Below are 25301 nucleotides of genomic sequence, written 5' to 3'. Positions count from 1 at the left end.
CGAGGTGCTCGCGCAGTGTCCCGCCCGGGTAGAAGGTGCGGAACAGCCCCCGGTGCTGGAGCACCGCCACCGTGCCGTTGACCAGCCGCTCCAGATCCCGGCGCGGCTCGACGGGCAGCAGGTGGAAGCCGTCGACGGCGCCCTCCGCATGCCATACGGCGATCAGCTCGGCGAGGTCGACGGGCCCGCCCCGGTACAGCGGGCCCTGCGCGGTGGGCCGGGGACCGCCGCCCCCGTGGCCGGGCTCGGCGGCGCGCTCGCCGTCGCCGAGGTCGACGCGCAGGCTCGCCAGCACCCGTATCTCCCGTGGGTCGCGGCCGTACTCCGCGGCCCGCGCGGCCAGTTGACCGCGCAGCTCGGCGGCGTGCGCCGCGCTGACCGCCCGCACCAGGGCCACGTCGGCGTGGCGGGCGGCCAGGGACGCCGGTTGCCGGTCGGTGACGTCGACGCAGCACACGGGGTCCGCCGGTAAGGGTCCCGGCGCGTCCACGCCGTGGGTGAGCAGGCCGGCCCGCCCGCCGCTGACCCAGTCCAGGCCGGCGACGGCGCCCGGCTCGCGGCCGGCGACGGCGGTCACCGCCGGCACCAGGCCGATCCTGCTCGTCTCGGGCGCCACCCGGGCCAGCACGCCCGCCGTGTCGAGTCCGGGCCCGGCGAAGGCACCGTCCAGCGTCACGAAGTCCAGCCCGCCGCGCTCGGCGAGCCGCGCCAGCTCCACATAGGCGCCGGCGTCGTACGCGTGTGGCTGGTCGATCGCCACGCCGAGGTGCAGCAGCCCTCCCATGCCGGAACGCCCCCGCACCCGCTCACAGCACCTTCGACAGGAACGCCCGGGTGCGCTCGTGGCGCGGAGCGTCCAGCACCTCGCCCGGCGGGCCCTGCTCGACGATCCGGCCGTCGGCCATGAACACCACGGTGTCGGCGACCTCGCGGGCGAAGCCGATCTCGTGCGTGACGACGATCATCGTGGTGCCCTGCTGGGCCAGGTCCTTGATGACGTCGAGCACCTCGCCGACCAGTTCGGGGTCGAGCGCGGAGGTCGGCTCGTCGAACAGCACCAGCCGCGGCTCAAGGGCGAGGGCCCGCGCGATGGCGACGCGCTGCTGCTGGCCGCCGGACAGCTGCCGGGGGTAAGCGCCTGCCTTGTCGGCGAGTCCGACCCGGTCCAGCAGTCGGCGGGCGGTCTCCTCGGCCTCCCGGCGGGAACGTTTCAGCGCGGCGACCGGCGCCTCGACGACGTTCTCCAGGACGGTCAGGTGCGGGAAGAGGTTGAAGTTCTGGAAGACGAAGCCGATCCGGGTGCGCTGCTTGAGGATCTCGCGCTCGGGCAGTTCGTGCAGCCGGTCGCCGGAGCGGCGGTAGCCGACCAGCGCGCCGTCGACGCTGATCGCGCCCCGGTCCACCTTCTCCAGATGGTTGATGGTGCGCAGCAGCGTGGACTTGCCCGATCCGGAGGGGCCGAGGACGACGGTGACCTCGCCGGTGCGCACCTGAAGGTCGATGCCGTCCAGCACCTTCAGCGGTCCGAAACTCTTGTGGACGGACCGGATGTCGACCATGACGCTCATGGGGGGTTCCTTCGGTAGTCGCGAAAGGGTGTCAGGCGGCGGCGCGCTCGGTGAGCGACCGCAGGAAGGCCAGGGCGGAACGGGCGGTGGCGTCGTTCTGCCGGAAGGCGGGGCCGCCGGTGCGCGGCCGGGTGAACGCGCCGGAGGAGCGGGCGTCGGTGTACGGGCCGAGCGCGAAGCGGCGCGGGTGCGGCCGTCCGGCCCGGTCGAGGACGCGCCCATCGGCGGGGTCCACGCGCAGCAGCCCGTCGGGGGTCTCGGCCGCGCCGTCGGCGTGCAGTTCGCGCAGCAGCCCGTCGCGGCTGCGCCGGACCGTCGGTGCGGGCAGCCGTGCCTCGACCAGCGCCCGGGCCTCGATGCTCAGGCCCGGCACGGTGGGGCTGGAGGCGCGGAACACGCCGTCCTCGGCGGCCACCCGCATGTCGGCGCCGACGAACCGCACGATCCCGGCGCGGGACAGCGCGAGGAGCTGCCGCAGCCGGGGTCCGGGCGGACCGGAGGCGAGGTAGCTGAAGAAGCCGTGCCACCAGGGCCCGACGTCGCCGAGCCGCACGAGCTGCCCGTAGACGGACAGCAGCGCGAGGAACACGGCCAGGTCGGGGCTGTGCGCCGGGTCGTGCCGGCGGCTCAGGTCCTGCTCGACGTACGCCCGCAGCCCTTCCTGGAAGGCCTCGTGCGAGGTGTACCGCACACCGTCCAGCGGGCGGTCCAGGGCGGCGAGGTCGAGCCGGTCGCGCGGGTCGGGAACGGCCGCGGCGACCAGGGCGTCGAGATCGGCGCCGTCGGCCGCGGCGTACTTCTCCTCGAAGGCGGCCCAGGACGCCGCCGTGCGTTCGGGGTGGGCGGTGAACAGCCGGTGGTAGTGCGCGAACCCGAGCTCCTTCGCCACCAGCGGCCACACGTCGCGCCGGAAGTCGAACCCTCCCGGCCGGGCGAGCAACGCGTCGATCTGCGCCGGGCCGAGGAAGCGCGGCAGCGGCGGCCGCTCCCCGCCGAAGTCGTAGCCGATCTTGGAGTGGTACGGCACTCCGCGCCGCGACCCGACGTACAGCACCGGCTCCCGCCCGGACGGGACGTAGACGTCGCCGTCATAGCGACCGCCTCGGCCCTCGGTGAGCAGCACCATCAGGTCGACGAAGGCCAGTCCGAAGCCTCGCACCAGGACGTTCTCGCCGGGCGCGAGCGCGGACAGGTCGCTGTCGGCGGTGTAGTCCGGCGGCAGGTGGACCAGGCCGTGGTCGCGGGCGTACGAGGCCAGTGCGCGCTGCTCGTCGTCGAGTTCGGCGTCGAGATGGCCGACGGTGAGCACCACCAGGTCGGCGAGGAGCGGCCGGGGACGGTCCTTGAGCCACACCTGCTGGCGGCCGTCGCGCGGTCCGCTGACGCGCAGGGCGCGGCGCCGGTGGTGGTGGACGGTGATCCCGGGCGGCAGCGCGGCCAGGACCTGCTGGTGCACCCAGCGCAGATAGCCGCCCTGCAGCTGCCGGTCGGCGAAGGTGCGGCCGTCGATGCCGGCCCATTCGTGCAGAGTGGGTCCGGGGCGCACGGGACCGGCCATGTCGACGGTGTCGTCGGTGAACATGGTGATGTCGGCGGCGTGCGAGTTCATCCACAGCAGGGGTGACTGGGCGGTGCGCCAGATGCGTCCGGCGCCCGGCGGGTGCGGATCGACGAGGTGGATGTCGAGGCCGGAGCCGGCGTACAGCTCGGGGGCGTTGGCGGCGATGCGTTCGATGACACCGGTCCCCCGCGGACCGGCGCCGACGATGACCAGGGAGGGCCTCATCGCCGCGGCTCCGTTCCGCGGGCGTAGCGCTTCTCCACGTAGTACTGGCCGATGCCGAGCAGCGAGGTGACGACGGTGTACCAGAGGGTGGCGACCATCAGCAGCGGGATCACCTGGTAGGTGCGGTGGTAGATCAACTGCGTCGAGAACAGCAGGTCGTTGACGGCGATGACGCTGACGATGGAGGTGCCTTTGAGCGTGCCGATCAGCATGTTCCCGGCCGGAGGCACGATGGAGCGCATCGCCTGTGGCAGCACGATCCGCCACCAGCGGCGCCGCCGGCTCAGGCCGAGCGCCTGGGCGGCCTCGATCTGTCCGCGGTCCACGGAGAGGATGCCGCCGCGCACCACTTCGGCGGCGTACGCCGCCTCGTGCAGCGTCAGGCCGACGACGGCGACGGCGACCGGGCCGAGCAGGTCGACGGTCCGCACGCCGAGGATGCGCGGGTAGAGCGCCCCGATGTTGAACCACAGCAGCAGCTGCACCAGGATCGGGATCGACCGGAACAGCCAGACGTAGCCCCGGCTCACCCAGCGCAGCACGGGGTTGGCGGACAGCCGGGCCGCGGCGAGCAGGGTGCCGAGGGCGAAGCCGAGCGTCATGACGACGGCGGTCAGCCACAGGGTGAGCCACAGGCCGCGCAGGACGGAACCGGTGGTGAAGTACTCGGCGACGACGTCCCACTGGAAGGCGTCGTTGCGCAGGATCGAGGTGAGCGCGAGGCCGAGCAGGACGAGGACGACGACGGCGGCCGTCCACTGGCCGTAGCGGCGGCGGGGCACGATCCGCGGCACGTCGGCCTGTTCGGGTATGCCGGGTGGAGCGGGGACTTTGGCGAGGGTGTCGGAAGACATGCGAAGGCTCCGTGACCAGAAGGGTCGAAAACGGGTGGTGCCTTCACACGGGACGCGCCGGAAGGGCGCGGTACGGCCGAGCCCCTCAGCAGGGCCGTCGGTCGACTGTACGGGTCGGTTTGCCCTCGCTGTCAAGGGTGTCCAGAGTATGAGCCGTACGTCTCACGTCAGTTGACGCGAAACCGGAGACCTGTTCCACTTGGCCCATGCATCCGCAGCAGTGGCTGGTCTCGCGCTCCCACATCGACCTCGGTCGTGTGTGGTCCTGTTCCTGTTGAGCTGACCCCCTGCGCGCCCTGACGCCCTGATCCGGCGGGCGCCGTTTCGCGTTCTTCCTCCGCACGCCTTCACACGCTCACGCGCTCCCCTCGCGCTCTTTCACGTCAGTTCTGCTGCTCTCAGGAGACCGCACACCATGCGTACGTCCACGCGTACCCGCTTGAGGCATTTCGCCCCCTTTGCCCTGATCACCTCTGCCGCGCTGCTCCTGAGCGCGTGCGGCTCGGGCTCCGGCGGATCGGCGAACGCCGCCGACGCGGCCGCGGCCGCCGACAAGGTCCCCACCACGGACGTCGTCTCCGCTGTCCACAAGGACGAGGCGGCCGCGCGACTGCTGCCGGCCGGCGTCACCGGGCTCAAGGTCGCCGTCAGCGTCGGCGGCACCCCGCCCGGCACCACCTACCTGGACGACGGAAAGACGCTGACCGGCCAGGACGTCGACTTCACCAAGGCCGTCGCGAACGTGCTCGGTATCCGGCTGAAGGTGGAGCAGGCCGGTTTCGAGGCGATCCTGCCCGCGCTGGACAGCGGCAAGTACGACTTCGGCGCCAGCAACTTCGGGGTCACCGACGAGCGCCGCAGGACCATCGACTTCGTCACCTACATCAACGACGGCCAGGGCTTCGCCACCCGCGAGGACAGCGACCTGGGGAAGATCACCGACCTGACGCAGCTGTGCGGCCTGAACGTCGCCACCGGAGCGGGCACCACGTTCGAGGCGACCCTGGAGAAGAACAAGCACCTGTGCACCGACGCCGGCAAGAAGGCGTACAAGGTGCAGACCTACGGCGAGCCCAGCGCGATCTGGTCGTCGGTGCAGCAGGGCCGCAGCGACGTCGTGATGTCCACCATCAACGGCCTGCGCTACGCCGTCGCCCACCAGCCCGGCCTGAAGTTCCTGAACGAGTACCACCGCCTCGACGTGGGCTTCGCCTTCAAGAAGGGCACGAAGCTCGCGCCCGCGTTCCAGGCGGCGGTCAACAAGCTGATCGCGGACGGCACGTACGAGGCGATCCTGAAGAAGTGGGGGACGACGGGCTCGGCGATAGCGACGTCGCGGATCTCGCCGCCGGAGCTGAAGAACTGACGGACCTGCGGGTCTCAGCAGTTGCAGCCGCAGTCACAGCCGTCGCAGCCGCAGTCGCAGCCGTCGCCACAGCAACTGCAGCACTCGCAGCAGTCACCGCAGTCGCTGCAATTGCCGCAGTCGCACTGCTCGCACAGCCCCTCCCGGCGCTGCCGGGTCCACGGGTCCTCGAAGGTGCCGCAGCACATCTGGCACGTGCAGGCCAGCCCCATCCACACCGCGCAGCCCGCCAGCAGGCCCCGCCGGTTGCGCGGCGGCTCGGGCGGCAGGGGGGCACCCGGTCCGCCGGGCGGCGCGTACGGCCCGGCGGCCTGCGGGCCGTGCGCGCAGGCGGCGCTGCCGAAGGCCCGGTCCACCGACGCGGGCAGTTCGTGCACCAGCAGCCGGTGCGCGAGCTTGCCGTCGGCGAACTCCACGTCCCTCAGCGCCAGCCGGATGCCGTGCACCGCGTCGTCGGCGAGCCGTCGGGCCTCGGTGAGCGGGGTGCCGGTGGCCGTCAGCGGGTTCCAGGCACCGGACGCGGCGTCGGCGCCCTGGTCCTCGACCGCGTCGAGCAGGTGGGCGAGGCGTCCGAACAGCCGCCCGGCCTCGGCGAGCGGTGCCGCGTTGCCGGGGCGGCCGGCCAGCACGGCGGTGTGGGCGAAGGCGGCAGCGGTGGCCGTCTCGGTCGGTTCGGTGACCGTCAGCACCGGGGTGCCGGGCCCGGCCAGCGCCTCCAGACCGGCCTGCCGGTCGACGGCGTCGACGAGGATCGCGGCGTCGAAACCGACGGCGGCCCCGCCGCGTTCCCCGGCACGTCCCCAGCCCGCGGCGACCCGTCGGGCGGCGAGCGCCACCGGGCGCCGGGCCAGCAGCCCGTCACCGTCGGCGACATGGTCGCGGACCTTGGCCGAGGCCAGCACCAGCGACACCGCGGCGGCCAGCCTCGCGCCCTCACCCTGCGCGACGGAGGCGGTGCGCATCCCGCGCAGCGGACACGGTCCGGCCGTACGGCGTCCGCCCGCCACAGCAGCGGTCTGAGCGTCCGTCAGAACCGAGAGCAGCAGCCCGTCGTAGTTGGTCACCACACGGGCCAGCTGACCATGGTCCTTGCGCAGTGCGAGACACAGCCCGCACAGGTGGGCCATCCACTCCACGCGCAGCCGCTCACCGAGCCGGTGCCGGCACGGCCTGACGATCCCGAACACCACGCGCCCCCGTTCACCCGTACGCCCCGCCCGTCACCCGGACGCCAGGAAGAATCATATTTCACTCACAGTCAGCAGCCGTTCGTGGCTGGACCCTTGGGAATCGCGGGCTCTCGACGGACCGCCTGTGCACCAGTAGCGTCACAAACCCCCCGCACGGCGCCTATCCACTTGGCGCGACATCCGCATGATGGACGACCATGGGGAATGCGGAAGACAAGACAAGGCCGCTGTGAGAGGAGGCGTCCATGGGATCGGTGCGCAAGGCGAGTGCGTGGCTCGGCCTCGTCGACGACAACGATGACGAGCGCTACTACGACGACGACTACACCGAGGGGACCGACTCCGGGGACGTCTGGGTCACCGACCCCCGGGTGAAGGTGGCCTCGGACACGGCCGAGGAGAAGGGCCGCCGGATCGGCACGGTCACCCCGGACAGCTTCCGGGACGCCCGCGCGATCGGGGAGCTGTTCCGCGAGGGCGTCCCGGTCATCATGAACCTCACGGCCATGGAGCCCGGCGACGCCAAGCGCGTGGTGGACTTCGCGGCCGGGCTGATCTTCGGGCTGCGCGGCTCGATCGACCGGATCTCCACGCGCGTGTTCCTGCTGTCGCCGGCGGACACGGAGATCATCAGCGGCGAGCCGGCCGCGCACCGCTCGGACGGCTTCTTCAACCAGAGCTGAGGCAGGGCCGCTCACCGGCCCCGCCTCATCTCGGGGTCCGTCATCGGAACGCGTCGAGTCCGGTGAGCGCCTTGCCCAGCACGAGCTGGTGCATCTCCACGGTGCCCTCATAGGTGAGCACCGACTCCAGGTTGGTCGCGTGCCGCATCACGGGGTACTCCAGCGAGATCCCGTTCGCGCCGAGGATCGTGCGCGCGGTACGGCAGATCTCGATCGCCTCCCGTACGTTGTTGAGCTTGCCGAAGCTGACCTGCTCGGGACGCAGGCGGCCGGCGTCCATGCGCCGCCCGAGGTGATGGGCGAGCAGAATCCCCTTGTGCAGCTCGACCGCCATGTCGGCGAGCTTGGCCTGAGTGAGCTGGAAGCCGCCGATCGGCCGCCCGAACTGCTCCCGGGTCTTGGCGTACTCCAGTGCGGCCTCGAACGAGGACCGGGCCGCTCCCATCGCTCCCCAGACGATGCCGTACCGGGCGTGGCTCAGACAGCTGAGCGGTCCGCGCAGCCCGGTGACCTCCGGCAGCACGGCGTCGGCGGGCAGCCGTACGTCGTCCAGGACCAGCTCGCTGGTGACGCTGGCCCGCAGCGACCACTTGTGCTTGATCTCGGGCGCGGAGAAGCCGGGCGTGCCGGTGGGGACGACGAAGCCGCGGATGCCGTCCTCGGTCTGCGCCCACACGACGGCCACCCCGGCGACGGAGCCGTTGGTGATCCACATCTTGCGGCCGTTGAGGACCCAGTCGGAGCCGTCGCGCTTGGCGTGGGTGCGCATGGAGGCCGGGTCGGAGCCGTGGTCGGGCTCGGTCAGCCCGAAGCAGCCGATGATCTCGCCGGCGGCCATGCCGGGCAGCCAGGTCTGCTTCTGCTCCTCGGAGCCGAACCGGTGGATGGCGTACATGGCGAGCGAGCCCTGCACGGACACCAGGGACCGGATGCCGGAGTCGGCGGCCTCCAGCTCCAGGCAGGCGAGGCCGTACTGCACGGCGGAGGCGCCGGCGCAGCCGTAGCCGTCGAGGGACATGCCGAGCGCGCCGATGGAGCCGAGTTCCTTCGCGAGCTCGCGGATGCCGGGCAGCTCGCCCTTCTCGTACCACTCGGCGATGTGCGGCAGCACGCGGTCGGCCGCCCAGCTGCGGACGGTGTCCCTGATGGCCAGGTCCTCGGGCTCCAGCAGGTCGTCGATTCCCAGGGGATCGGTCGGATCAAAGGACATGGCGCATCCTCCGGCGGGGACGAAAACTAGCACCGCTAGTTACGATTGGTGCCGCCGACGTTACGACGCGCCGTGTCCCGCGTCCAGTCCCCTCCCAGGTCATCGCGGAAAACGGTCACGCCGTGACGCGTGAGCGCTCCGCCTCCCGGGGCGCCGGAAGCTCCACCGGCTCGCTCTCGCCGCACTGCATCACCCGCGGCAGGCGCAGCGCCATCACCGCGCCCAGCAGCAACAGCCCGGCGCTCACCAGCAGCGTCACATGGAGCCCGTGCACGAAGGAGTCCCGCGCCGCCGACCGCAGCGCGTCCCCGGCCGTGCCGCCGAGGCGCGCGGCGACGTCGTACGCCTCGCCCAGCGAGTGCCCGGCCGCGCCCGACGCCTCTCGCGGCACCCCGGGGACATCGGCCAGGCCCGGCTTGTACGCCGCGTTCATCACGGTGCCCAGCAGCGCGATGCCGATCCCGGCCCCCAGCTGGTAGGACGTCTCGCCGATCGCGGCCGCCCCGCCCGCCTGCTCGGCCGGCGCCTCGCTCAGCATCGACTCGTACGCCCCGAAGAGCGTCGTCTCCAGGCCGAAGCCCAGCAGCACGAAACCGGCCAGCAGCAGGGGGAAGTCGTCGGCCCCGCCCATCGCCGTCAGCGTCACCACGGCGGCCGCGGTCAGGCAGAACCCGGCGCACACCATGCGCCGCGGCCCGAACCGGCGCAGCATCCGGGCCCCGAGCAGGCCCGCCGCCATCGCCGCGAACGTCAGCGGCAGCAGCCGCAGCCCCGTCTGCAGCGGGGACAGGCCCAGCACCAGCTGGAGGTACTGCGCCGCGATCAGTTCCAGACCGACCAGCGCGAGCATCGCCAGCACGATGCATCCGACGGAGGTGCTGAAGGCCGGGCGGGCGAACATCCTCAGATCGACCAGCGGATGCCGGCGCCGCCCCTGCCGCCGGACGAAGAGGACGAGCAGCACCGCCCCGGTCAGCAGCGGCAGCAGGGTGAGCACGCTGCCCGCCCCTTCGCCGCCGCCCAGCCGCTTGACGCCGAACACCACGCCGAACAGACCGGCCGCGGCCATCAGCGCGCCGACGACGTCCCAGGGACCCTCGCCCTCGCCGGTCGACTCGGGCAGCAGCAGCCGGCCCACCGGAAGGCTGACCAGCATCAGCGGGATGTTGACGAGGAAGACCGCCCCCCACCAGAAGTGCTCCAGCAGGAAGCCGCCGAGCAGCGGCCCCACGGCCGCGCCGACCGCGGCCACCGCGCTCCACACGCCGATCGCGAGCGCCCGCTCGCGCCGGTCGGGGAAGACCTGCCGCAGGATCGACAGCGTCGCGGGCATGATCATCGCGCCGCCGACGCCGAGCAGCCCCCGCGCCAGGATGAGCACCTGCGCGTTCGGGGCGAAGGCCGCGAGCGCGGAGGCGACGCCGAAGAGGGCGTAGCCGAGCAGCAGGACGCGTCTGCGGCCGACCTTGTCGCCGAGCGTGCCGAACAGGATCAGCAGCGAGGCGCAGACGAGCGGATAGGTGTCGACGATCCAGAGCAGTTCGATGGCGCCGGGCCTGAGGTCCTCGGTGACGGCGGGTACCGCCACGTGCAGCACGGTGGCGTCGACGGCGACCAGCAGCAGGCTGACGCAGAGGACGACGAGGACGACCCAGCGATTGGCACCGGCCCCGGCCGCCCGACGGCGCAGCGCGGCGGCCGCGGTCGTCCCGGACATGTACGTACCTCCCAGATGAACCTCGCGCCCGGCGGGCTCACGGGGGTGGGGACTCCCCCGCGACTCGGCCGGAGAGGAGCGGTCGTCTCCGGCCCACGCAGCGAGCGCGAGTGACACGTCAGCGTACGCGAGTTCGTTCGCCGCTCGCGTGGCGGACGTCTCACCGGTTCCGGTGAACCCATGTGGCGTACGCCACTCCGTCCGGGTCCGGCGGGCCCGGCCGCTCACCGGCTGCCATCACGCTGCGACACGGCCGGACGGCGAAATCCCGGCAGGTCCGCGGTGAACGCATTCCCACGCGCCATAAAACCCGGTCCGGAATGATCAAAGGAATTGCAGGGCCGGGTGTTCCTGGATTGCGGATTCACAGGAATTAAACCCCCTGTTGAGAGGAATCCCACATCACATCGTCATCACAAAGCCGTGGATTCGCACGGGTTGCGCACTCACTCGCTGTAACGTCGATTGAGTGCGTACCGAACCGAACCTCACCCGTCTGGACCGGGTGTTCGCCAGACTGGACCGGGAGCCGGAACGGCCGGCCCACATCGACGTACCGCGGATGACGCGGCACAGGGTCGTGCTGTTCGGCTCGACCCTGGCCTTCTACGCGGCGATCGTGTGGCTGGTCGTGACCACCTCGTGGCTGGTCCGGCTCGACTGGCAGGTCATGTTCTTCCGGCCCTACCAGCAGTGGGCGCAGATCCACTGGTTCGTCGACTACTACGTGGTGCTCGGCCAGCGCGGCCCCACCGCCGTGATGGTCGCGGCCTGGCTGGGCTGGCGCTCCTGGCGGCAGCACACGCTGCGCCCCCTGCTGACGCTGGGGGCGTCTTTGCTGCTGCTGAACATCACGGTGGGCGCGGCGAAGATCGGCATGGGCCGACTCGGCCCGCACTACGCGACCACCGTCGGAGCCAACGAGATGGGTCTCGGCGGCGATATATTTCCCAGCGGCCACACCGCCAACGCCGTCGTGACCTGGGGAATCCTCGCCTATCTGGCCTCCACCCCGAGGGCGCGGCGCTGGCTGTCCGCGCTGTCGGCGATGACCGCGCTGGGCGTCGGCATGTCGACGGTCTACCTCGGTACGCACTGGCTGAGCGACGTGCTGCTCGGCTGGGCCGCCGGCCTGCTGATCCTGCTGGCGCTGCCCTGGTGCGAGCCGCTGATCGCCCGCGCCGAGAACGGACTGTTCGACCTGCGCGACCGCTGGCGCGCGCGTCGCGCCGGTACGGCACCGGCCCCGGCGCCGGCCGCCCCGCTCACCCCGCCCGCCCTGGTGCCCTCGCGCCCGGCGGCGCAGGAGGAGGCCCCGGCGGGCCGGGCGGCGGCCGGTTCGGGCCGTGCCGCGAGAGCGCCCGTCTACCTGGCCCCGGGCCCGCACACCACCCGCGCGGAACGCACCCCGGTCACCCCGGCGGGCAGCCGCCGGCCGCCGCATCCGGACCGCCTCCCGCGCGGCACCAGCCCGGCGGCCCGTCCCACGGGCGGCTGAGCGGCGAGGACGACATCGCGGGGCTTGTCGGTACGCACACCCCCTCCCCGCGGCGAAGGCCCCGGTTCCCGGGCGGGAACCGGGGCCTTCGTGCTGTCCGCGCGCGTCAGCCCTTCCAGCAGCGGGCCACCCTGCCGTCCTTCACCTCGAAGTTCAGCCGGCCCACGCGGTACTCCATCGTGATGACCGCCCCGGGCGGCAGCGAGCGCACGGTGGACCACCCGCGTTCGCGCGCCAGCTGCCCGGCCCGTTCGGCGTCCAGGCCGACGTAACCGTCGGGACTGTCCTGCGGCTCTCGTGACTCAGCGGGAATCGGTGCCATACCGCCACGCTAGGCGGTGTCACACTTCTGTCACAAGATCACACCGTCGGCTTTGACCGCGTCTCGTCATGCGCAGGAGTGGGCCGGGGGCGTCTTCATTACGCCTTCCGCGTGTATTTCCGGGCTATTCCCGCGCGCCGGATCGCCCCGTCGTGCAACCCGCCGGAAAATGCCCCGGAACAGCACCGGCGACCCCCTTTCCCGGTCCGATTTCCGGTGGGACGCACCCGTCGGCGTCCCAGCGAAATACACGCTTTCACCACACAACCTCCGTACGCCCCCTGTCGCGGCGCGCGGCGCCGCGCGCATCATGGCGCCAGGCCCGCGCCGCTTGCGCCGCGGGCCCCGAGCGGACCCGGGACGCGACAGGCGAAGGGGCGAGCGAACGATGGGCACTGAGACCGTGGCGGCGGCACGGCCCCCGCGGAGCGGGCAGCACGGCCGGGTGGTCGTCGACTGGCTGACCACCACCGACCACAAGAAGATCGGCCACCTCTATCTGATCACCGCGTTCGCGTTCTTCCTGATCGGCGGGGTCATGGCGCTGCTGATGCGCGCGGAGCTGGCCCGGCCCGGCCTGCAGATCGTCGACAACCACGAGTTCAACCAGCTGTTCACCATGCACGGCACGATCATGCTGCTGCTCTTCGCCACCCCGAGCTTCGCGGGGTTCGCCAACGAGCTGATGCCGCTGCAGATCGGCTCGCCCGACGTCGCCTTCCCCCGGCTGAACATGCTGTCGTACTGGCTGTTCCTCTTCGGCGGGCTGATCCTGCTCAGCTCGCTGCTGGTGCCGGACGGGCCGGCCGCCTTCGGCTGGTTCGCCTACGCGCCGCTCAACGGCTCCGTGCACTCCCCCGGCATCGGACCCGACCTGTGGATCATGGGGCTGGCGCTGTCCGGCTTCGGCACCATCCTCGGCGCGGTCAACTTCATCACCACGATCGTCGGGATGCGCGCTCCCGGCATGACGATGTTCCGGATGCCGATCTTCACCTGGAACACGCTGCTGACGTCGATCCTGATCCTGATGGCGTTCCCGGTGCTGGCCGCGGCCCTGCTGGTGCTGGAGTCGGACCGGCGCTTCGGTTCGCACGTCTTCGACGCGGCCAACGGCGGGTCACTGCTGTGGCAGCACCTGTTCTGGTTCTTCGGCCATCCCGAGGTGTACATCATCGCGCTGCCGTTCTTCGGCATCATCACCGAGATCATCCCGGTCTTCAGCCGCAAACCGATCTTCGGCTATCTCACCCTCGTCGGCGCGACGATCTCGATCACCGGTCTGTCAGTGGTGGTGTGGGCGCACCACATGTTCGCGACGGGCGCGGTGCTGCTGCCGTTCTTCTCGTTCATGTCGTTCCTGATCGCGGTGCCCACGGGCGTGAAGTTCTTCAACTGGACCGGCACCATGCTCAAGGGCTCGCTGTCCTTCGAGACGCCGATGCTGTGGGCCACCGGCTTCCTGGTGACGTTCCTGTTCGGCGGGCTGACCGGGGTGATCCTGGCCTCGCCGCCGATGGACTTCCACGTCACCGACTCCTACTTCGTCGTCGCGCACTTCCACTACGTCGTCTTCGGCACGGTCGTCTTCGCGATCTTCGGCGGGCTGTACTTCTGGTGGCCCAAGTTCACCGGGAAGATGCTCGACGAACGGCTCGGCAAGATCCAGTTCTGGACGCTGTTCGTGGGCTTCCACACCACGTTCCTGGTGCAGCACTGGCTCGGCGCGGAGGGGATGCCGCGCCGCTACCCGGACTATCTGGCCGCCGACGGCTTCACCGCGCTGAACACGGTGTCCACGATCGGCGCGTTCCTGCTCGGCCTGTCCACGCTGCCGTTCCTGTACAACGTGTGGAAGACCGCCAAGTACGGCCGGCGGGTCGACGTCGACGACCCCTGGGGCTACGGCCGCTCCCTGGAGTGGGCCACCTCCTGCCCGCCCCCGCGCCACAACTTCACCACGCTGCCGCGGATCCGCTCCGAGTCCCCGGCGTTCGACCTGCACCATCCGGAGTTCGCGGCGCTGACCCCGCAGCCCGAGCCAGCGCCGCATCAAGCCGGTCCCGAGCCGTCCTGATCACATCGACCAGCTCGGCCGGCTCGACCACCTCGAAGGGCACGCCGAGCATCATCACGTGGATCACCATCACGTCCAGGCTCCCGGCCCCGGTGCGCAGCAGGCAGGCGCCGGGGCCGTCGGGCTCCAGGGTCCCGGCGAACGGTGACAGCCGGTCGGCGGCCTCGGCGAGCGGCACGAGCAGCCGGACGGTGGCATGGGCGGCGTACACGCGCGTGGAGACGCCCTGCGAGACGTACGCGGCGAGGTCCTCGGCGGGCGGGGTGCGCGGGGTGAAACGGGGACCGTGCGGCGGCTTCGGCGTGATCCGGTCGACGCGGAAGGTACGCCAGTCGGCCCGCTCCACGTCCCAGGCGACCAGGTACCAGCGCCGCTCGGCGCACACCAGGCGGTGCGGTTCGACGGTACGGCGGCTGGTCGCGCCGTCGTGCGCGCGGTACTCGAAGCGCAGCTGCTCGGCGTCCCGGCACAGGTGCGCCAGCTCGGTGAGCAGGGCCGGGTCGACGGCGGCGTGCCCGGGCCCGCGCAGCACCGGCACGGTGAAGGCGTTCAGCGCGCTCACCCGGCGGCGCAGCCGGGCCGGCAGCACCTGCTCCAGCTTGGCCAGGGCCCGCACCGAGGTCTCGCCGATGCCCTCGACGCCCTGTCCGGCGGCGGTGCGCAGGCCCACGGCGACGGCGACGGCCTCGTCGTCGTCCAGCAGCAGCGGCGGCAACTCGGCGCCGGCGCCCAGCTGGTAGCCGCCCCCGGTGCCGGGGGTGGCGTTGACGGGGTAGCCCAGCTCGCGCAGCCGGTCCACGTCCCGGCGCACGGTGCGGGGGCTGACGCCCAGCCGTTCGGCGAGGTCCGGGCCCGACCACTCGCGGTGGGCCTGGAGCAGGGACAGCAGACGCAGCAGTCGTGCGGAGGTCTCCAGCATGGGGCGAGTCTGCCAGGGCTCGCGGACAGCCCGTGTCCGCGATGCGGACCTCTCAGGGCGTGTAGGGCAGTTGCGGGACGACGAAGCACGTGCGGTTCATGTCGCCCTGCGTCACCCAGCCCCTGCCGTCCTGCCAGCGGGCGACCGACAGGCAGGTCCGGCGGTCCTTCGGCGGCTCGCGCAGGTGCGCGAACTCGACGGGGAGCAACAGGCCGTGGGCGGTGTACCCGTTGCCGTGGGCGCTCAGGTAGGCGTCCACGCACGCGCGCGTGACGCCCTGCCGGGCGCAGGAGCCGGCCGCGTCGGTGAACCACATCGCCGCCGCCCACCCCTCCAGCTGCCACTGGGAGTGCGTCGGCAGCGACGCGGTGGCGTCCCGGAACTCCCGTACCGCGCCGGCGGCGGTGTCCTCGTAGTTGCGGCTCGCGCCGGTCGCCCACAGCGCGTTGCGGCAGTGCGGGGCGTCCTTGTAGTCCTGCGGGACGGTGGAGGTCCAGTTCTGCACATTGGTCACCTTGGCGGTGACCCGCGCCCCGACCTCGTCCATGGCCCGGCACAGCTGCGCGTTGCCGTGCGTGTCGATGGCGTCGAAGACCAGGTCGGCGCCCTGCTGCTTCAGGTCGGCGGCGACGGCGCGGAAGTTGGGCAGCGCGAAGTCGACCTGCTCGGTGACCACCTTGTACCCCTCGGCCTTCAGTCCGCGCTCCACCAGCCGCGCGTAGGCGGCCGACGCCGACTGGTTGTACGACACGACCGCGGCCGTGCGGGCGCCGTGCTCGCGCCTGAAGTACCGGTAGACCTCGGTGCCGCCGTACAGCTTCCCGCCCCAGCCCGGTGTGCCGTTCCTCGGCGCGAGGCTGCCGTAGATGCCGTACAGGTGCGGCCAGGTGTCGTAGGCGGCGCCGATGGGCTGTCCGCCGATGTCGGGCACGCCCGCGTGGGACACCCGCGGGGCGCCCGCGTAGTCCAGGGCGGTGGTGGCGACCAGCGCGACGACCTTGTCCTCGTCGACCAGCTGGTGCACGCACGCGTTGTTGCCGATGCCGCTGCCGCCGTCGTCGCACAGGCGCACCTCGACCCGGCGGCCGGCGATGCCGCCGCGCTCGTCCAGCCGGTCGAAGAAGGCCTTGGCGCCGTCGCGCGGCCCGGTGAAGGCGGAGCCGCCGACCGGGCTGGTGGCGCTGGTGATGATGCCGACCCGGATGGGCACCCCCTCGTTCGGCGCGGGCGTGGAGGCGGGTGTGCCCGGCTCGAAGTCGCGTTCCGGCAGCCGGCTGCCGCAGGCGGCGGTCAGCAACAGGACCAGAACCGCGGCGGCGGCCCCGGCGGTGCGGCTAGCAGCCCGGGATCGCCGACGCGGACGCATTGCCGCTCATCGCGATCAGCGCGCACAGCGTGCTGTCGGAGACCTTCCACGTGCCGCTTTCCTGGATGGCCGTGCCCGAGGCGTTCGGCAGGGCGGTGGCGCCCCGGACGACGAGGTCGTATGTCACGGTCGCCCGGGTCGGCGACGTGAACGTCACCTTCGTGACCTGGGCCTGCGCCTGGCGGCTGCGCTGGTCACCGCTGAACGCCTGGAGCACCGGGGCCATGCGGTCGCCGTTCTGCAGGACGGCCAGCTTGGCCTGGACCGGCGTCGCCGGGTCGAAGAACTTCTGCCAGTTCTCCTTGATCTCCTTCTGCGCCGCGGCCGGGTCGGCGGGGGCCACCGGTGCGGCGCTGGTCGTCCGCGTCGCGGAGGGCGTGGCCTTGCCGCCGCCGTTGTCGTCGCTGCACGCCGCGAGGGCCGGGGCGAGAATGAGAACGAGGGCGGCCGCCACGGCCGTACCCCGTCCCGCCGCCCCCGGGCCGCGCCCCTTGAGTGCCGTCCCCCGCCTGAGGTCGCTTCCCACAACCATCTGGCTCACCACCGGGTGTCGGACCGGGCGATGGACGCCCGGTGCTTTCAGGGTCGGTGCACAGCAGGCATAGTGCAAGCCATCGGCCGTCAGGGACGAACCGGACGGACCGGGCGGCACAGTGACGTGTGGGAGCCAGCGATGCGGACAGCGCGACTGCGGACCGTGCACCCCGTCCTGTGGGCCGGCTGGGCCGCGCTGGCGGCGGGCGCGGTGCTGTGCGTCGTCGGCTGGTACGGCGTCTCCGGCGAGCGGTTCGCCGCACGGCAACTGCCCTATCTCGCCTCCTGCACGGTGCCGGGCGCCGCGCTGATCGTGGCCGGTGCGATGCTGATCGGTCACGGTCAGGGCGCCCGGGCCGCCGCGCGGATGGAGGAGCTGTACGGGCTGCTGGTGAGCTCCGAGGCCGCCGAGGACGAGACCGGCGGGCCGGCCACCGGGCCGGTCGCGGTCAGCGGGCGGATGCTGATGGTGCCGGGGGGCACGCTGTGGCACCGCGCGGACTGCCCGCTGGTCGCCGGGAAGGCGCAGGCGCTGCCGGTGGACGGCCGGCTGCTCGCGGAAGGGTCGCTGGACCCCTGCCCGGTGTGTGAGCCTGACAGCGCGGAGGACTGATGTCCTCCCTCACCTACGACCTCACACTGGCCGGGCTGTCCGTCGGCAGCGCCGCCGCGCTCACCGGGATCGGTCTGATCGTCACCTACCGGGCGACCGGTGTGCTCAACTTCGCGCACGGCGCCATCGCGATGGTCTGCGCCTACGCGCTGCGGCAGTGCGTGGTGGTGTGGGGCTGGCCGCTGTGGCTGGGCGCGGTGGTGACGCTGGTCGTGCTGGCGCCGGGGATCGGCGTGCTGCTGGAGAGGTTCGTCTTCCGGCCGACGGCGGTGCTGGGCGGCGACCCGGCGCAGACCCTGGTGGCCTCGCTCGGGGTGTTCGTGCTGCTGGTCGGCGGGGCGGTGCTGCTGTGGGGGCAGGGCGCCCGGGACGACGCGCCACGGCTGGTGTCGGCCGACCCCTGGGGGCAGCTGGCGGTGGCGCTGCTGCTGGCGGCCGGGGTGTCCGCCGTCATCCGCTGGACCCGGTTCGGGCGGGAGCTGCGGGCCGTGGTGGACGACCGGCAGCTGGCCGTGCTCGGCGGCATCGACGCCGACCGGGTCGCCGCGGCGGGATGGGCGTTCGGGGCGTTCACGGGGGGTCTGACGGGGGCGCTGCTGGCGCCGTACGTGCGCCTGGACCCGTACGGGCTGCCGCTGCTGGTGATGGAGGTGGTCGCGGTCGCGGTGGCCGCGCGGATGCGCAGCCTGCCCGTCGCGGTGGTGGTGGCGCTCGGGATCGGCGTGGCGCAGAGCCAGCTGACCCGGCTGCACCCGGCCGGCTGGGCGCAGCCGCTGCTCCAGGCGGTCGGCGCCAACCTGTTCGTGGTGGCGCTGCTGGTGGCCGCGCTGGTCCTGCCGGGCATCGGCCGCCGTGACGCGCTGCCCCGCCCGGTGACCGCGCGCGCCCCGGCCGCACCGCACGGCGCCTGGATCGTCGCCGTCGTGCTGTTCCTGCTGCCGCTCGGGCTGGCCGGCTCGGACCTGCGCACGGCGGTGCAGGTGCCGGCGCTGGCCATCGTGCTGCTGTCCCTGGTGGTGGTCACCGGGCGGGGCGGTCAGATCTCGCTCGGGCAGGCGGCGTACGCGGGCCTGGGCGCGCTGTTCACGGCGCTGCTGGCGGCGGGCCGCTTCCCGGTGCTGCCGCGCCTGCCGGAGCTGACGGCGCTCGCGGTCGCGGTCGTGCTGGTGGCACCGCTCGGCCTGCTCACCGGCTGGCCCGCGATCGGCCGCCAGGGGCTCGCGCTGGCCCTGGCGACCTTCGCGGTGGGCGTCGGCGTGAGCCGCTTCGTCTTCGCCCAGCCCTACGCCACGGCCGGGCTGTCCCTCGACCGCCCCGCCGGCTTCGACGGCGACCGGGCCTACTACGTCCTGGAGCTGACCCTGCTCGCCCTCGCGCTGCTGGCGACGCGGCTGCTGCGCCGGGGCCGCACCGGGCGCGCGCTGGCGGCCATGCGGGACCACGAGGCGGGGGCGTCGGCCACGGGCGTGCGGGTGCCCTCGCTGAAGCTGCGCGCCTTCGTGTGCGGCGCGGCCCTGGCCGCTCTCGGCGGCGGGCTGCTCGGCATGGGGCTGCGCGCCTTCGACCCCGGCACCTACGACCCGGTGCGCGGCCTGCTGTGGTTCGCGGCGGTGGTCGTGCTGGGCGCCGACAGCACGCTGGGCGCGCTCGCCGCGGCGGCCCTCCTCGTCGGCCTGGACGCGGGCGCGCGCGGCGGGGTGGCGGCGGCACTGGTCGGCGTCCTGGCCGCCTTCGTCGGCCGCTTCCCGGCAGGCCCGTACGACGCCCTGCGCGCGGCGGCGTGGCGGCTGCGGCCCGCGCACCGGGCCCGCCTGACGGCCCTGGGCACCCGGGTACGGGCCCGGCTGCGCCCACCGCCGGAACGGGCCCGGGGCCGGGCGTGCCCGGCGGGGCTGACGGCGGCGTCGGCGCGGGGCGGCGGCCGGCACGACCACCGCACCGCACCACGACCCGCCCCTGCCCGGCCCGGCCCCGTCACGGCTGGTCCGGGCGCGGCACCCGTCCTCACAGCCCGTCGGCTGCGGGCCCGCTACGGCGGTTTCACCGCGCTGGACGAGGTCGATCTGGAGGTCCCCCACGGGCAGGTCACCGCGGTCGTCGGGCCCAACGGGGCCGGGAAGAGCACGCTGTTCCACTGCCTGGCCGGCACCGTACGGCCCGTGCGCGGGCAGGTGCTGTTCGGGCGACGGGACGTCACCCGGCTGCCGGCGCACGCCCGCACCCGGCTGGGCATCGCCCGGACGTTCCAGCAACTGGCCGTCTTCCCGTCGCTCACCGTCATGGAGAACGTCCGGGTCGGCGCCGAGCAGGGCCGTCTCGCCGACCCGGCGGCGGTGGAGCGGGCGCTGCGGCTGTTCGGGCTGGACGGCCCGCTGCGGGCGGCGCCCGCCGCCGGACTGCCCACCGGCACGCTGCGCCGCGTCGAGCTCGCCCGGGCGCTCGCGGGCAGCCCCCGCGTACTGCTGCTGGACGAGCCGGCCGCCGGGCTGGACACCGCCGAGGTGACCGCCATGGCCCGGGTGCTGCGCGCGCTCGCCGCGGACGGCACCGCCCTGCTCGTCGTCGAGCACGACCTCGACCTGGTCGCCGATCTCGCCGACGTGGTGCACGTGATGACGGCGGGCCGGATCGTCGCCTCCGGGCCACCCGCCCGTGTCCTCGACGCCTTCGCCGCCCGCAGCGGACCGGAGGCGGACCCATGACCCTCGCCCTGTGGCACGCGCGCGTGCGCTACGGCCCGCTGGAGGCCCTGCACGGCGTCACGCTCACCGCACCCGGTCCCGGTCTGACGGTGCTGCTGGGCCGCAACGGCTCCGGCCGCAGCACCGCCCTGCGTGCCCTGGCCGGGACCGTGCCGCTGGCCGCCGGGGCCGTGCTGTGGGACGGCACGGACATCACGCGGCTGCCCGCGTACGAGCGGGCCCGGCGCGGCCTGTGCCTGATCCCGGAGCGGCAGGCGGTGTTCGGCTCCCTCACCGTCCGCGAGAACCTCGCCCTGACCGCCGGCGCGCAGGACGCCGCCCTCGCCGCCTACCCGCAGCTGGCGCCCCTGCTCCCGCGCCGGGCCGGCACGCTCTCCGGTGGCGAGCAGCGCATGCTCGCCCTGGCCCGGGCGCTGTCGGCCCACGCGCGCGTGGTGCTCGCCGACGAGCCCACCCAGGGCATGGCCCCCGCGGTGGCCACCCGCACCTACGAGCTGCTGGCCTCGCTGGACGCCTGCGTGATCCTCGCCGAACAGCGGCTGCCGCCCGCGCTGCGCGCCCGCAGGGCGGTGGTGCTGTACGAACTGCGCCGCGGCTCGGTGGTCTTCACCGGCGAGGCGACGGAGCTGGAACGGCGGGACACGGCCGGCTGACCGCACCCGGCCCGCCCACGGCAGGTGCTGCAGTGGCGCCGGACGGCCGGGTGCACGCCGCGGGGCCCCGCGCGGTCGGCGGACCGGGCGGGGCCCCGCGGCGCGGCGGGAGTCGCGCCTTACAGGTGCCGCAGGGCGAGCTTCATGCCCGGCACGATCAGGTCCGGATCGCCGCCGATGACGCCCTGGTTCGCGGCGTAGATCCGCTGCCAGCTGGTGCCCTGGCGCGCGGCGATGCCGCTGAGCGTGTCGCCCTCGCGCACGGTGTAGTCGCCGCCGCGCGCGGAACCGCGGTCGGCGTGGCCGTTCGACCGGGCCGGCGCCTTCGCCGGCTTGGACGGGGCGGACTTCGTCCGCTTCGGCGCCGACTTCGCCGAGGCCGGGCCGGCCGAGGGCGCGTCGCCGTAGGCCCCGGCGCGTGCCGAGCAGACCGGCCAGGCGCCCCAGCCCTGGGCGCGCTGGACCTTGGTGGCGACGGCGATCTGCGCGGACCGCGAGGCCTGGTCGGCGGTCGGCGCGTAGGCCGTGCCGCCGTATGCGCGCCAGGTGCCGGCGGAGAACTGCAGGCCGCCGTAGTAGCCGTTGCCGGTGTTGATGTGCCAGTTGCCGCCGCTCTCGCACTGGGCGATGCGGTCCCACACGCCGCCGTCCGCCGCCGCGGCACCGCCGGCCGAGGCGAGCAGGCCGAGGGGGGCGAGGAGCGCCGCCCCGGCGAGGACCACCGTCGTACGGGCCTGACCCCTGGTCAGGGTCTTGCGAGCGTTGGTGCGGGTGTTATCGGCACATTCGGACATGTAGTTCCCTCTCGAACGACCCGAGGTCCCCCAAGGCGGACCGCCACCCCTCGCGCATCGGCGCGGGGGTCGCGCTCCGCCCCGCCCGCCGGGGGTGGTGCTCCGCGACTCGGCGCGGACCGGCGGACGTACTCGGGCGGTGCTCGTTGCACACGGCGGAGGAATGTAGGGAGCCGGACGGCCCCGCATCAACCAATTCCCTGTCATTCCAGGCCAGTTGACCGTTACCCAGGGTATCGGCGCTTTCCGGCCACCCACTACATCCCTGAATAACAGGACATGTCAACCATCGGACGCGGCCACCTGTGAGCCACTTCACCGATCCAACATCCTTGACGGCTCGAACACTTGACGGTGAGTGACCGATTCCGGCGCGGTGATGACCGTACGCGTCGGATGGTTCGATTCCGTTCCCCCACGTGCGTGACCCCCACCACAGCTCGTCCGTTGTGTTCTTCATGAGCCGGGGACCCACCCGGCCCCGCCAACGCACCGCATCCCGAGGGAGCCACCCGTGCCGCGCATGCTCGACGTCAGCGACGAGGTACGCGCCGAGATCGGCGACGAAGAAGCCGACCGGCTGCTCGCCGGGGAGAACGCCCCCGGCAGTTACGACTGCACTTCCTGCCGCACCCCGGGCGACCCCGAGCACGAACGCACCAGCACCGTGCTGTTCATCGGCGACGAAACCGCCGTGCTCGCCTTCGCCCACGCCGGCTGCCTGCCCTCGCAGGTCGTCCAGGTCACCGAGGAGCAGCTGCAGGGCGCGGTCCGCTCCATCGGCGGCGTCGCGAGCGGCCAGGCCGCCGCCGGGTCCGAGCCGGCGAAGTCGGTGCCGGAACAGGCCGTGCTGGGCGTGACCAGCGGACTGGTGCTGATCGCCGGGGAGCTGCACCCCGCCCTGGTCGTGGAGCCGACCGCGCCGATCGTACGCCCCGGCTCCACCGGCACCGGCGACGACTTCCTGCCGCTGCTGATCGAGCACGGCTTCATGCCGCTGCCCGAACTGTCCGCCGTACCGCAGGTGCTGCACGGCTGGTCCGTGCTGCTCGCGGCGGGGCAGCTGCACGCGGTGCTCCAGCCCGGCGCCGACGGCGGGCAGCCGGTGGCCTGGTGGCAGGCGCACCAGCCGCTGCAGGTCACCGACGGCTGGCGGGCCGCCGCCAACAAGCACCAGCAGGTACTGCTGTTCGCCGGGCCGGTGGGCTCCATCGGCCGGCAGCCCCGGGAAGACCTGCTGCGCGACGCGCTGGACAAGGCGGCGGCGAACGGCCGGCTGGTCGCGGCGACCCTCCCGCTCGCCGGCACCTGACCAGCGAAACGGGGCCCGACCGGCCACGCCCTCCGGCGGCAGCCGACCGGAACGGGCAGCTCGGCCTCGCCCCGTTCCAACGAGAAGCCGACCGGGCCGGCAGGCCGTATCGCTGCACCGCCCCGGACCGGTCGGCCGCATCCCTTCAGGTGCCCCCGTCGTTTGGACTTACGTGCACACTTACGACGTTCCCCGCCGCCAGAGCTTCTCCACGGTCCCCCCTCCGCCGCGGCCGGGGCAGGAGCCGCAGCGCGGCCCATCGGCCACGCCGATCTACGACGCGCTCTACGCCGAGTACGTCAAGTCCTTCCGCTCGCTGCCGGGTGACCGCAGCGGCGAGGAGGAGCTGGGGTTCACCGCGTTCGGGAACATCCCGCACAGCGGCCGGGGCGGCCCCCGGCCGGGGTCGTTCAGCAGCTCGTACAGCGCCTACAGCGCGGGGGCGCACAGTGCGCGGGTCGGCCGGCAGTCGGTGTGGCAGCGCGTGGGACCCGTGGGGCAGCAGGGCGGGGCCATGCAGTACGTCCCGGCGCTGCCGCCCGCCCGGCCCGGCGGCAGCTGACGTACAGCGAAGGGGCGGCCCCCGGTTCCAGTCCGTGGAACCCGGGGGCCGCCCCTTCGGTGTGCCGGTGACCCGCTACTTCTTCCTGCCGCGCTTCTCGCGCACCCGCACGGAGATATGGATCGGCGTGCCCTCGAAGCCGAACTCCTCGCGCAGCCGGCGCTCGATGAAGCGCCGGTAGCCGGCCTCGATGAAGCCGGAGGCGAACAGCACGAACCGCGGCGGCTTGGTACCGGCCTGGGTGCCGAAGAGGATGCGCGGCTGCTTGCCGCCCCGGATCGGGTGCGGGTGGGCGGCGACCAGCTCACCGAGGAAGGCGTTCAGCCGGCCGGTCGGGACACGGGTCTCCCAGCCGGCGAGGGCGGTCTCGATCGCCGGGACCAGCTTCTCCATGTGCCGGCCGGTGCGGGCCGAGACGTTGACCCGGGGCGCCCAGGAGACCTGGCCCAGCTCGGTCTCGATCTCCCGCTCCAGGTAGTAGCGGCGCTCCTCGTCGAGGGTGTCCCACTTGTTGAAGGCCAGGACGAGCGCGCGGCCCGCCTCGACCGCCATGGTGACGATCCGCTGGTCCTGCACGGAGATGGACTCGGCGGAGTCGATCAGGACGACGGCGACCTCGGCCTTCTCCACGGCGGCCGCGGTGCGCAGCGAGGCGTAGTAGTCGGCGCCCTGCTGGAGGTGGACCCGCTTGCGGATGCCCGCGGTGTCGACGAACTTCCAGGTCTTGCCGCCCAGTTCGATCATCTCGTCGACCGGGTCGCGGGTGGTGCCGGCGAGTTCGTTGACGACGACGCGCTCCTCGCCGGCCACCTTGTTCAGCAGCGAGGACTTGCCGACGTTCGGGCGGCCGATGAGCGCCACCCGGCGCGGGCCGCCGATCCCGGCGCCGCCGAACGTCTCGCGGGGCGCCTCGGGCAGCACCTCCAGGACGGCGTCCAGCATGTCGCCGGTGCCGCGGCCGTGCAGCGCGGAGACGGGGTGCGGCTCGCCGAGGCCGAGGGACCACAGGTAGGCCGCGTCGGCCTCGCCGCTGGGGCCGTCCACCTTGTTGGCGCACAGCACGACCGGCTTGCCGGCCTTGCGCAGCAGCCGGACGACCGCCTCGTCGGTGTCGGTGGCGCCGACCTTGGCGTCGACGACGAACACGACCGCGTCGGCGGCCTCGATCGCGAACTCGGCCTGCGCGGCGACGGAGGCGTCGATGCCGAGGACGTCCTGCTCCCAGCCGCCGGTGTCGACGACCTTGAAGCGGCGGCCCGCCCACTCGGCCTCGTAGGTGACGCGGTCGCGGGTGACGCCGGGCTTGTCCTCGACGACGGCCTCACGGCGGCCGATGATCCGGTTGACGAGGGTCGACTTGCCGACATTGGGGCGGCCGACGACGGCGAGCACCGGCAGCGGACCGTGCCCGGCCTCCTCGATCGCGCCCTCGACGTCCTCCAGGTCGAAGCCCTCTTCCGCGGCGAGCTCCATGAACTCCGCGTACTCGGCGTCGCCGAGAGCCCCGTGATCGTGCTCGTGTACGTCCGAGCCGTCGGGCTGGATGTGGTCGTTCATGAAGTCCGTACCTCGTCG

At 73.1% G+C, this 25301-nt stretch carries 21 protein-coding genes and 1 pseudogene; 9 read left to right on the top strand and 13 right to left on the bottom strand.

The window, feature by feature from the left end; genetic code table 11:
- From C3489_RS30040 to C3489_RS30025, 4 genes are all read right to left on the bottom strand, one after another.
- On the bottom strand, positions 1 to 784 hold a 784-nt coding region (locus C3489_RS30040; protein WP_103785239.1), incomplete at its 3' end, for an LLM class flavin-dependent oxidoreductase.
- A 22-nt stretch (positions 785 to 806) separates the two neighbouring features.
- Entirely contained in the window at positions 807 to 1568 is a 762-nt protein-coding gene (locus tag C3489_RS30035) for an amino acid ABC transporter ATP-binding protein (protein WP_103785238.1), read from the bottom strand.
- Between the two features lie 31 nt (positions 1569 to 1599).
- On the bottom strand, positions 1600 to 3354 hold the full coding sequence (locus C3489_RS30030; protein ID WP_103785237.1) for an FAD/NAD(P)-binding domain-containing protein: 1755 nt from the start codon (positions 3352 to 3354) through the stop codon (positions 1600 to 1602).
- Positions 3351 to 4208, bottom strand: coding sequence for an amino acid ABC transporter permease (locus tag C3489_RS30025; RefSeq protein WP_103785236.1), 858 nt, complete (start codon positions 4206 to 4208; stop codon positions 3351 to 3353). Before C3489_RS30025 ends, C3489_RS30030 begins: the two co-directional genes overlap by 4 nt.
- 415 nt (positions 4209 to 4623) lie before the next feature.
- On the opposite strand from C3489_RS30025, the gene C3489_RS30020 reads away from it, so the two are divergent.
- On the top strand, positions 4624 to 5574 hold the full coding sequence (locus tag C3489_RS30020; RefSeq protein WP_103785235.1) for an ABC transporter substrate-binding protein: 951 nt from the start codon (positions 4624 to 4626) through the stop codon (positions 5572 to 5574).
- Between the two features lie 14 nt (positions 5575 to 5588).
- Here C3489_RS30020 and C3489_RS30015 read toward each other — a convergent pair whose 3' ends face one another.
- Positions 5589 to 6761 (bottom strand): DUF5685 family protein, encoded by a 1173-nt coding sequence (locus C3489_RS30015; RefSeq protein ID WP_103785242.1) that lies wholly within the window; start codon positions 6759 to 6761, stop codon positions 5589 to 5591.
- A 248-nt stretch (positions 6762 to 7009) separates the two neighbouring features.
- Here C3489_RS30015 and C3489_RS30010 point away from each other — a divergent pair, with 248 nt between their 5' ends.
- Positions 7010 to 7447, top strand: coding sequence for a cell division protein SepF (locus tag C3489_RS30010; RefSeq protein WP_103785234.1), 438 nt, complete (start codon positions 7010 to 7012; stop codon positions 7445 to 7447).
- 40 nt (positions 7448 to 7487) lie between these two features.
- Here the strand turns inward: C3489_RS30010 and C3489_RS30005 are convergent, their stop codons facing one another.
- Together C3489_RS30005 and C3489_RS30000 are read right to left on the bottom strand one after the other, a co-directional pair.
- Entirely contained in the window at positions 7488 to 8657 is a 1170-nt protein-coding gene (locus C3489_RS30005) for an acyl-CoA dehydrogenase family protein (RefSeq protein ID WP_103785233.1), read from the bottom strand.
- A gap of 115 nt (positions 8658 to 8772) precedes the next feature.
- Positions 8773 to 10374 carry an MFS transporter gene (locus C3489_RS30000; RefSeq protein WP_103785232.1) on the bottom strand — a complete coding sequence of 534 codons (1602 nt, stop codon included), beginning with the start codon at positions 10372 to 10374 and terminating at the stop codon, positions 8773 to 8775.
- 469 nt (positions 10375 to 10843) lie between these two features.
- Here C3489_RS30000 and C3489_RS29995 point away from each other — a divergent pair, with 469 nt between their 5' ends.
- Positions 10844 to 11872, top strand: coding sequence for a phosphatase PAP2 family protein (locus C3489_RS29995; RefSeq protein ID WP_103785231.1), 1029 nt, complete (start codon positions 10844 to 10846; stop codon positions 11870 to 11872).
- 106 nt (positions 11873 to 11978) lie between these two features.
- Here the strand turns inward: C3489_RS29995 and C3489_RS29990 are convergent, their stop codons facing one another.
- The gene (locus C3489_RS29990) at positions 11979 to 12194 is read right to left on the bottom strand and encodes an I78 family peptidase inhibitor (RefSeq protein ID WP_103785230.1); all 216 of its coding nucleotides are present in this window, start codon (positions 12192 to 12194) and stop codon (positions 11979 to 11981) included.
- A gap of 169 nt (positions 12195 to 12363) precedes the next feature.
- Here C3489_RS29990 and ctaD point away from each other — a divergent pair.
- Positions 12364 to 14106 (top strand): annotated as a pseudogene (gene ctaD / locus C3489_RS29985) (cytochrome c oxidase subunit I); the annotation flags it as partial.
- A 43-nt stretch (positions 14107 to 14149) separates the two neighbouring features.
- Here the strand turns inward: ctaD and C3489_RS29980 are convergent.
- From C3489_RS29980 to C3489_RS29970, 3 genes are read right to left on the bottom strand one after another with little or no spacing between them, the layout of a single operon-like run.
- Positions 14150 to 15190, bottom strand: coding sequence for a YafY family protein (locus C3489_RS29980; protein ID WP_103785229.1), 1041 nt, complete (start codon positions 15188 to 15190; stop codon positions 14150 to 14152).
- 52 nt (positions 15191 to 15242) lie between these two features.
- Positions 15243 to 16556, bottom strand: coding sequence for an ABC transporter substrate-binding protein (locus tag C3489_RS29975; protein WP_103785228.1), 1314 nt, complete (start codon positions 16554 to 16556; stop codon positions 15243 to 15245).
- On the bottom strand, positions 16525 to 17088 hold the full coding sequence (locus C3489_RS29970) for a hypothetical protein (protein WP_103785227.1): 564 nt from the start codon (positions 17086 to 17088) through the stop codon (positions 16525 to 16527). Before C3489_RS29970 ends, C3489_RS29975 begins: the two co-directional genes overlap by 32 nt.
- Positions 17089 to 17229: 141 nt before the next feature.
- Here C3489_RS29970 and C3489_RS29965 point away from each other — a divergent pair, with 141 nt between their 5' ends.
- From C3489_RS29965 to C3489_RS29955, 3 genes are read left to right on the top strand one after another with little or no spacing between them, the layout of a single operon-like run.
- Positions 17230 to 17703: a hypothetical protein gene (locus C3489_RS29965; RefSeq protein WP_103785226.1), complete on the top strand. Its 474-nt coding sequence runs from the start codon at positions 17230 to 17232 to the stop codon at positions 17701 to 17703.
- On the top strand, positions 17703 to 20405 hold the full coding sequence (locus C3489_RS29960; RefSeq protein WP_103785225.1) for an ATP-binding cassette domain-containing protein: 2703 nt from the start codon (positions 17703 to 17705) through the stop codon (positions 20403 to 20405). The genes C3489_RS29965 and C3489_RS29960 overlap by 1 nt, the downstream gene beginning before the upstream one ends.
- The gene (locus C3489_RS29955) at positions 20402 to 21058 is read left to right on the top strand and encodes an ABC transporter ATP-binding protein (protein WP_103785224.1); all 657 of its coding nucleotides are present in this window, start codon (positions 20402 to 20404) and stop codon (positions 21056 to 21058) included. Before C3489_RS29960 ends, C3489_RS29955 begins: the two co-directional genes overlap by 4 nt.
- A 119-nt stretch (positions 21059 to 21177) precedes the next feature.
- On the opposite strand, the gene C3489_RS29950 is transcribed toward C3489_RS29955, so the two are convergent.
- Positions 21178 to 21852 carry a transglycosylase family protein gene (locus tag C3489_RS29950; RefSeq protein WP_103785223.1) on the bottom strand — a complete coding sequence of 225 codons (675 nt, stop codon included), beginning with the start codon at positions 21850 to 21852 and terminating at the stop codon, positions 21178 to 21180.
- A gap of 514 nt (positions 21853 to 22366) precedes the next feature.
- Here C3489_RS29950 and C3489_RS29945 point away from each other — a divergent pair.
- Entirely contained in the window at positions 22367 to 23164 is a 798-nt protein-coding gene (locus C3489_RS29945; RefSeq protein ID WP_103785222.1) for a hypothetical protein, read from the top strand.
- A 172-nt stretch (positions 23165 to 23336) separates the two neighbouring features.
- Positions 23337 to 23726 (top strand): hypothetical protein, encoded by a 390-nt coding sequence (locus C3489_RS29940; protein ID WP_103785221.1) that lies wholly within the window; start codon positions 23337 to 23339, stop codon positions 23724 to 23726.
- A gap of 75 nt (positions 23727 to 23801) precedes the next feature.
- Here the strand turns inward: C3489_RS29940 and der are convergent, their stop codons facing one another.
- Positions 23802 to 25283, bottom strand: a complete 1482-nt coding sequence (gene der / locus C3489_RS29935) for a ribosome biogenesis GTPase Der (protein ID WP_103785220.1) — start codon at positions 25281 to 25283, stop codon at positions 23802 to 23804.
- Between the last annotated feature and the right edge of the window lie 18 nt (positions 25284 to 25301).

This window comes from Streptomyces sp. Ru71 (assembly GCF_002920535.1).
Taxonomy (GTDB): Bacteria; Actinomycetota; Actinomycetes; order Streptomycetales; family Streptomycetaceae; genus Streptomyces.
This window is presented reverse-complemented; position numbering and strand designations above follow the sequence as displayed.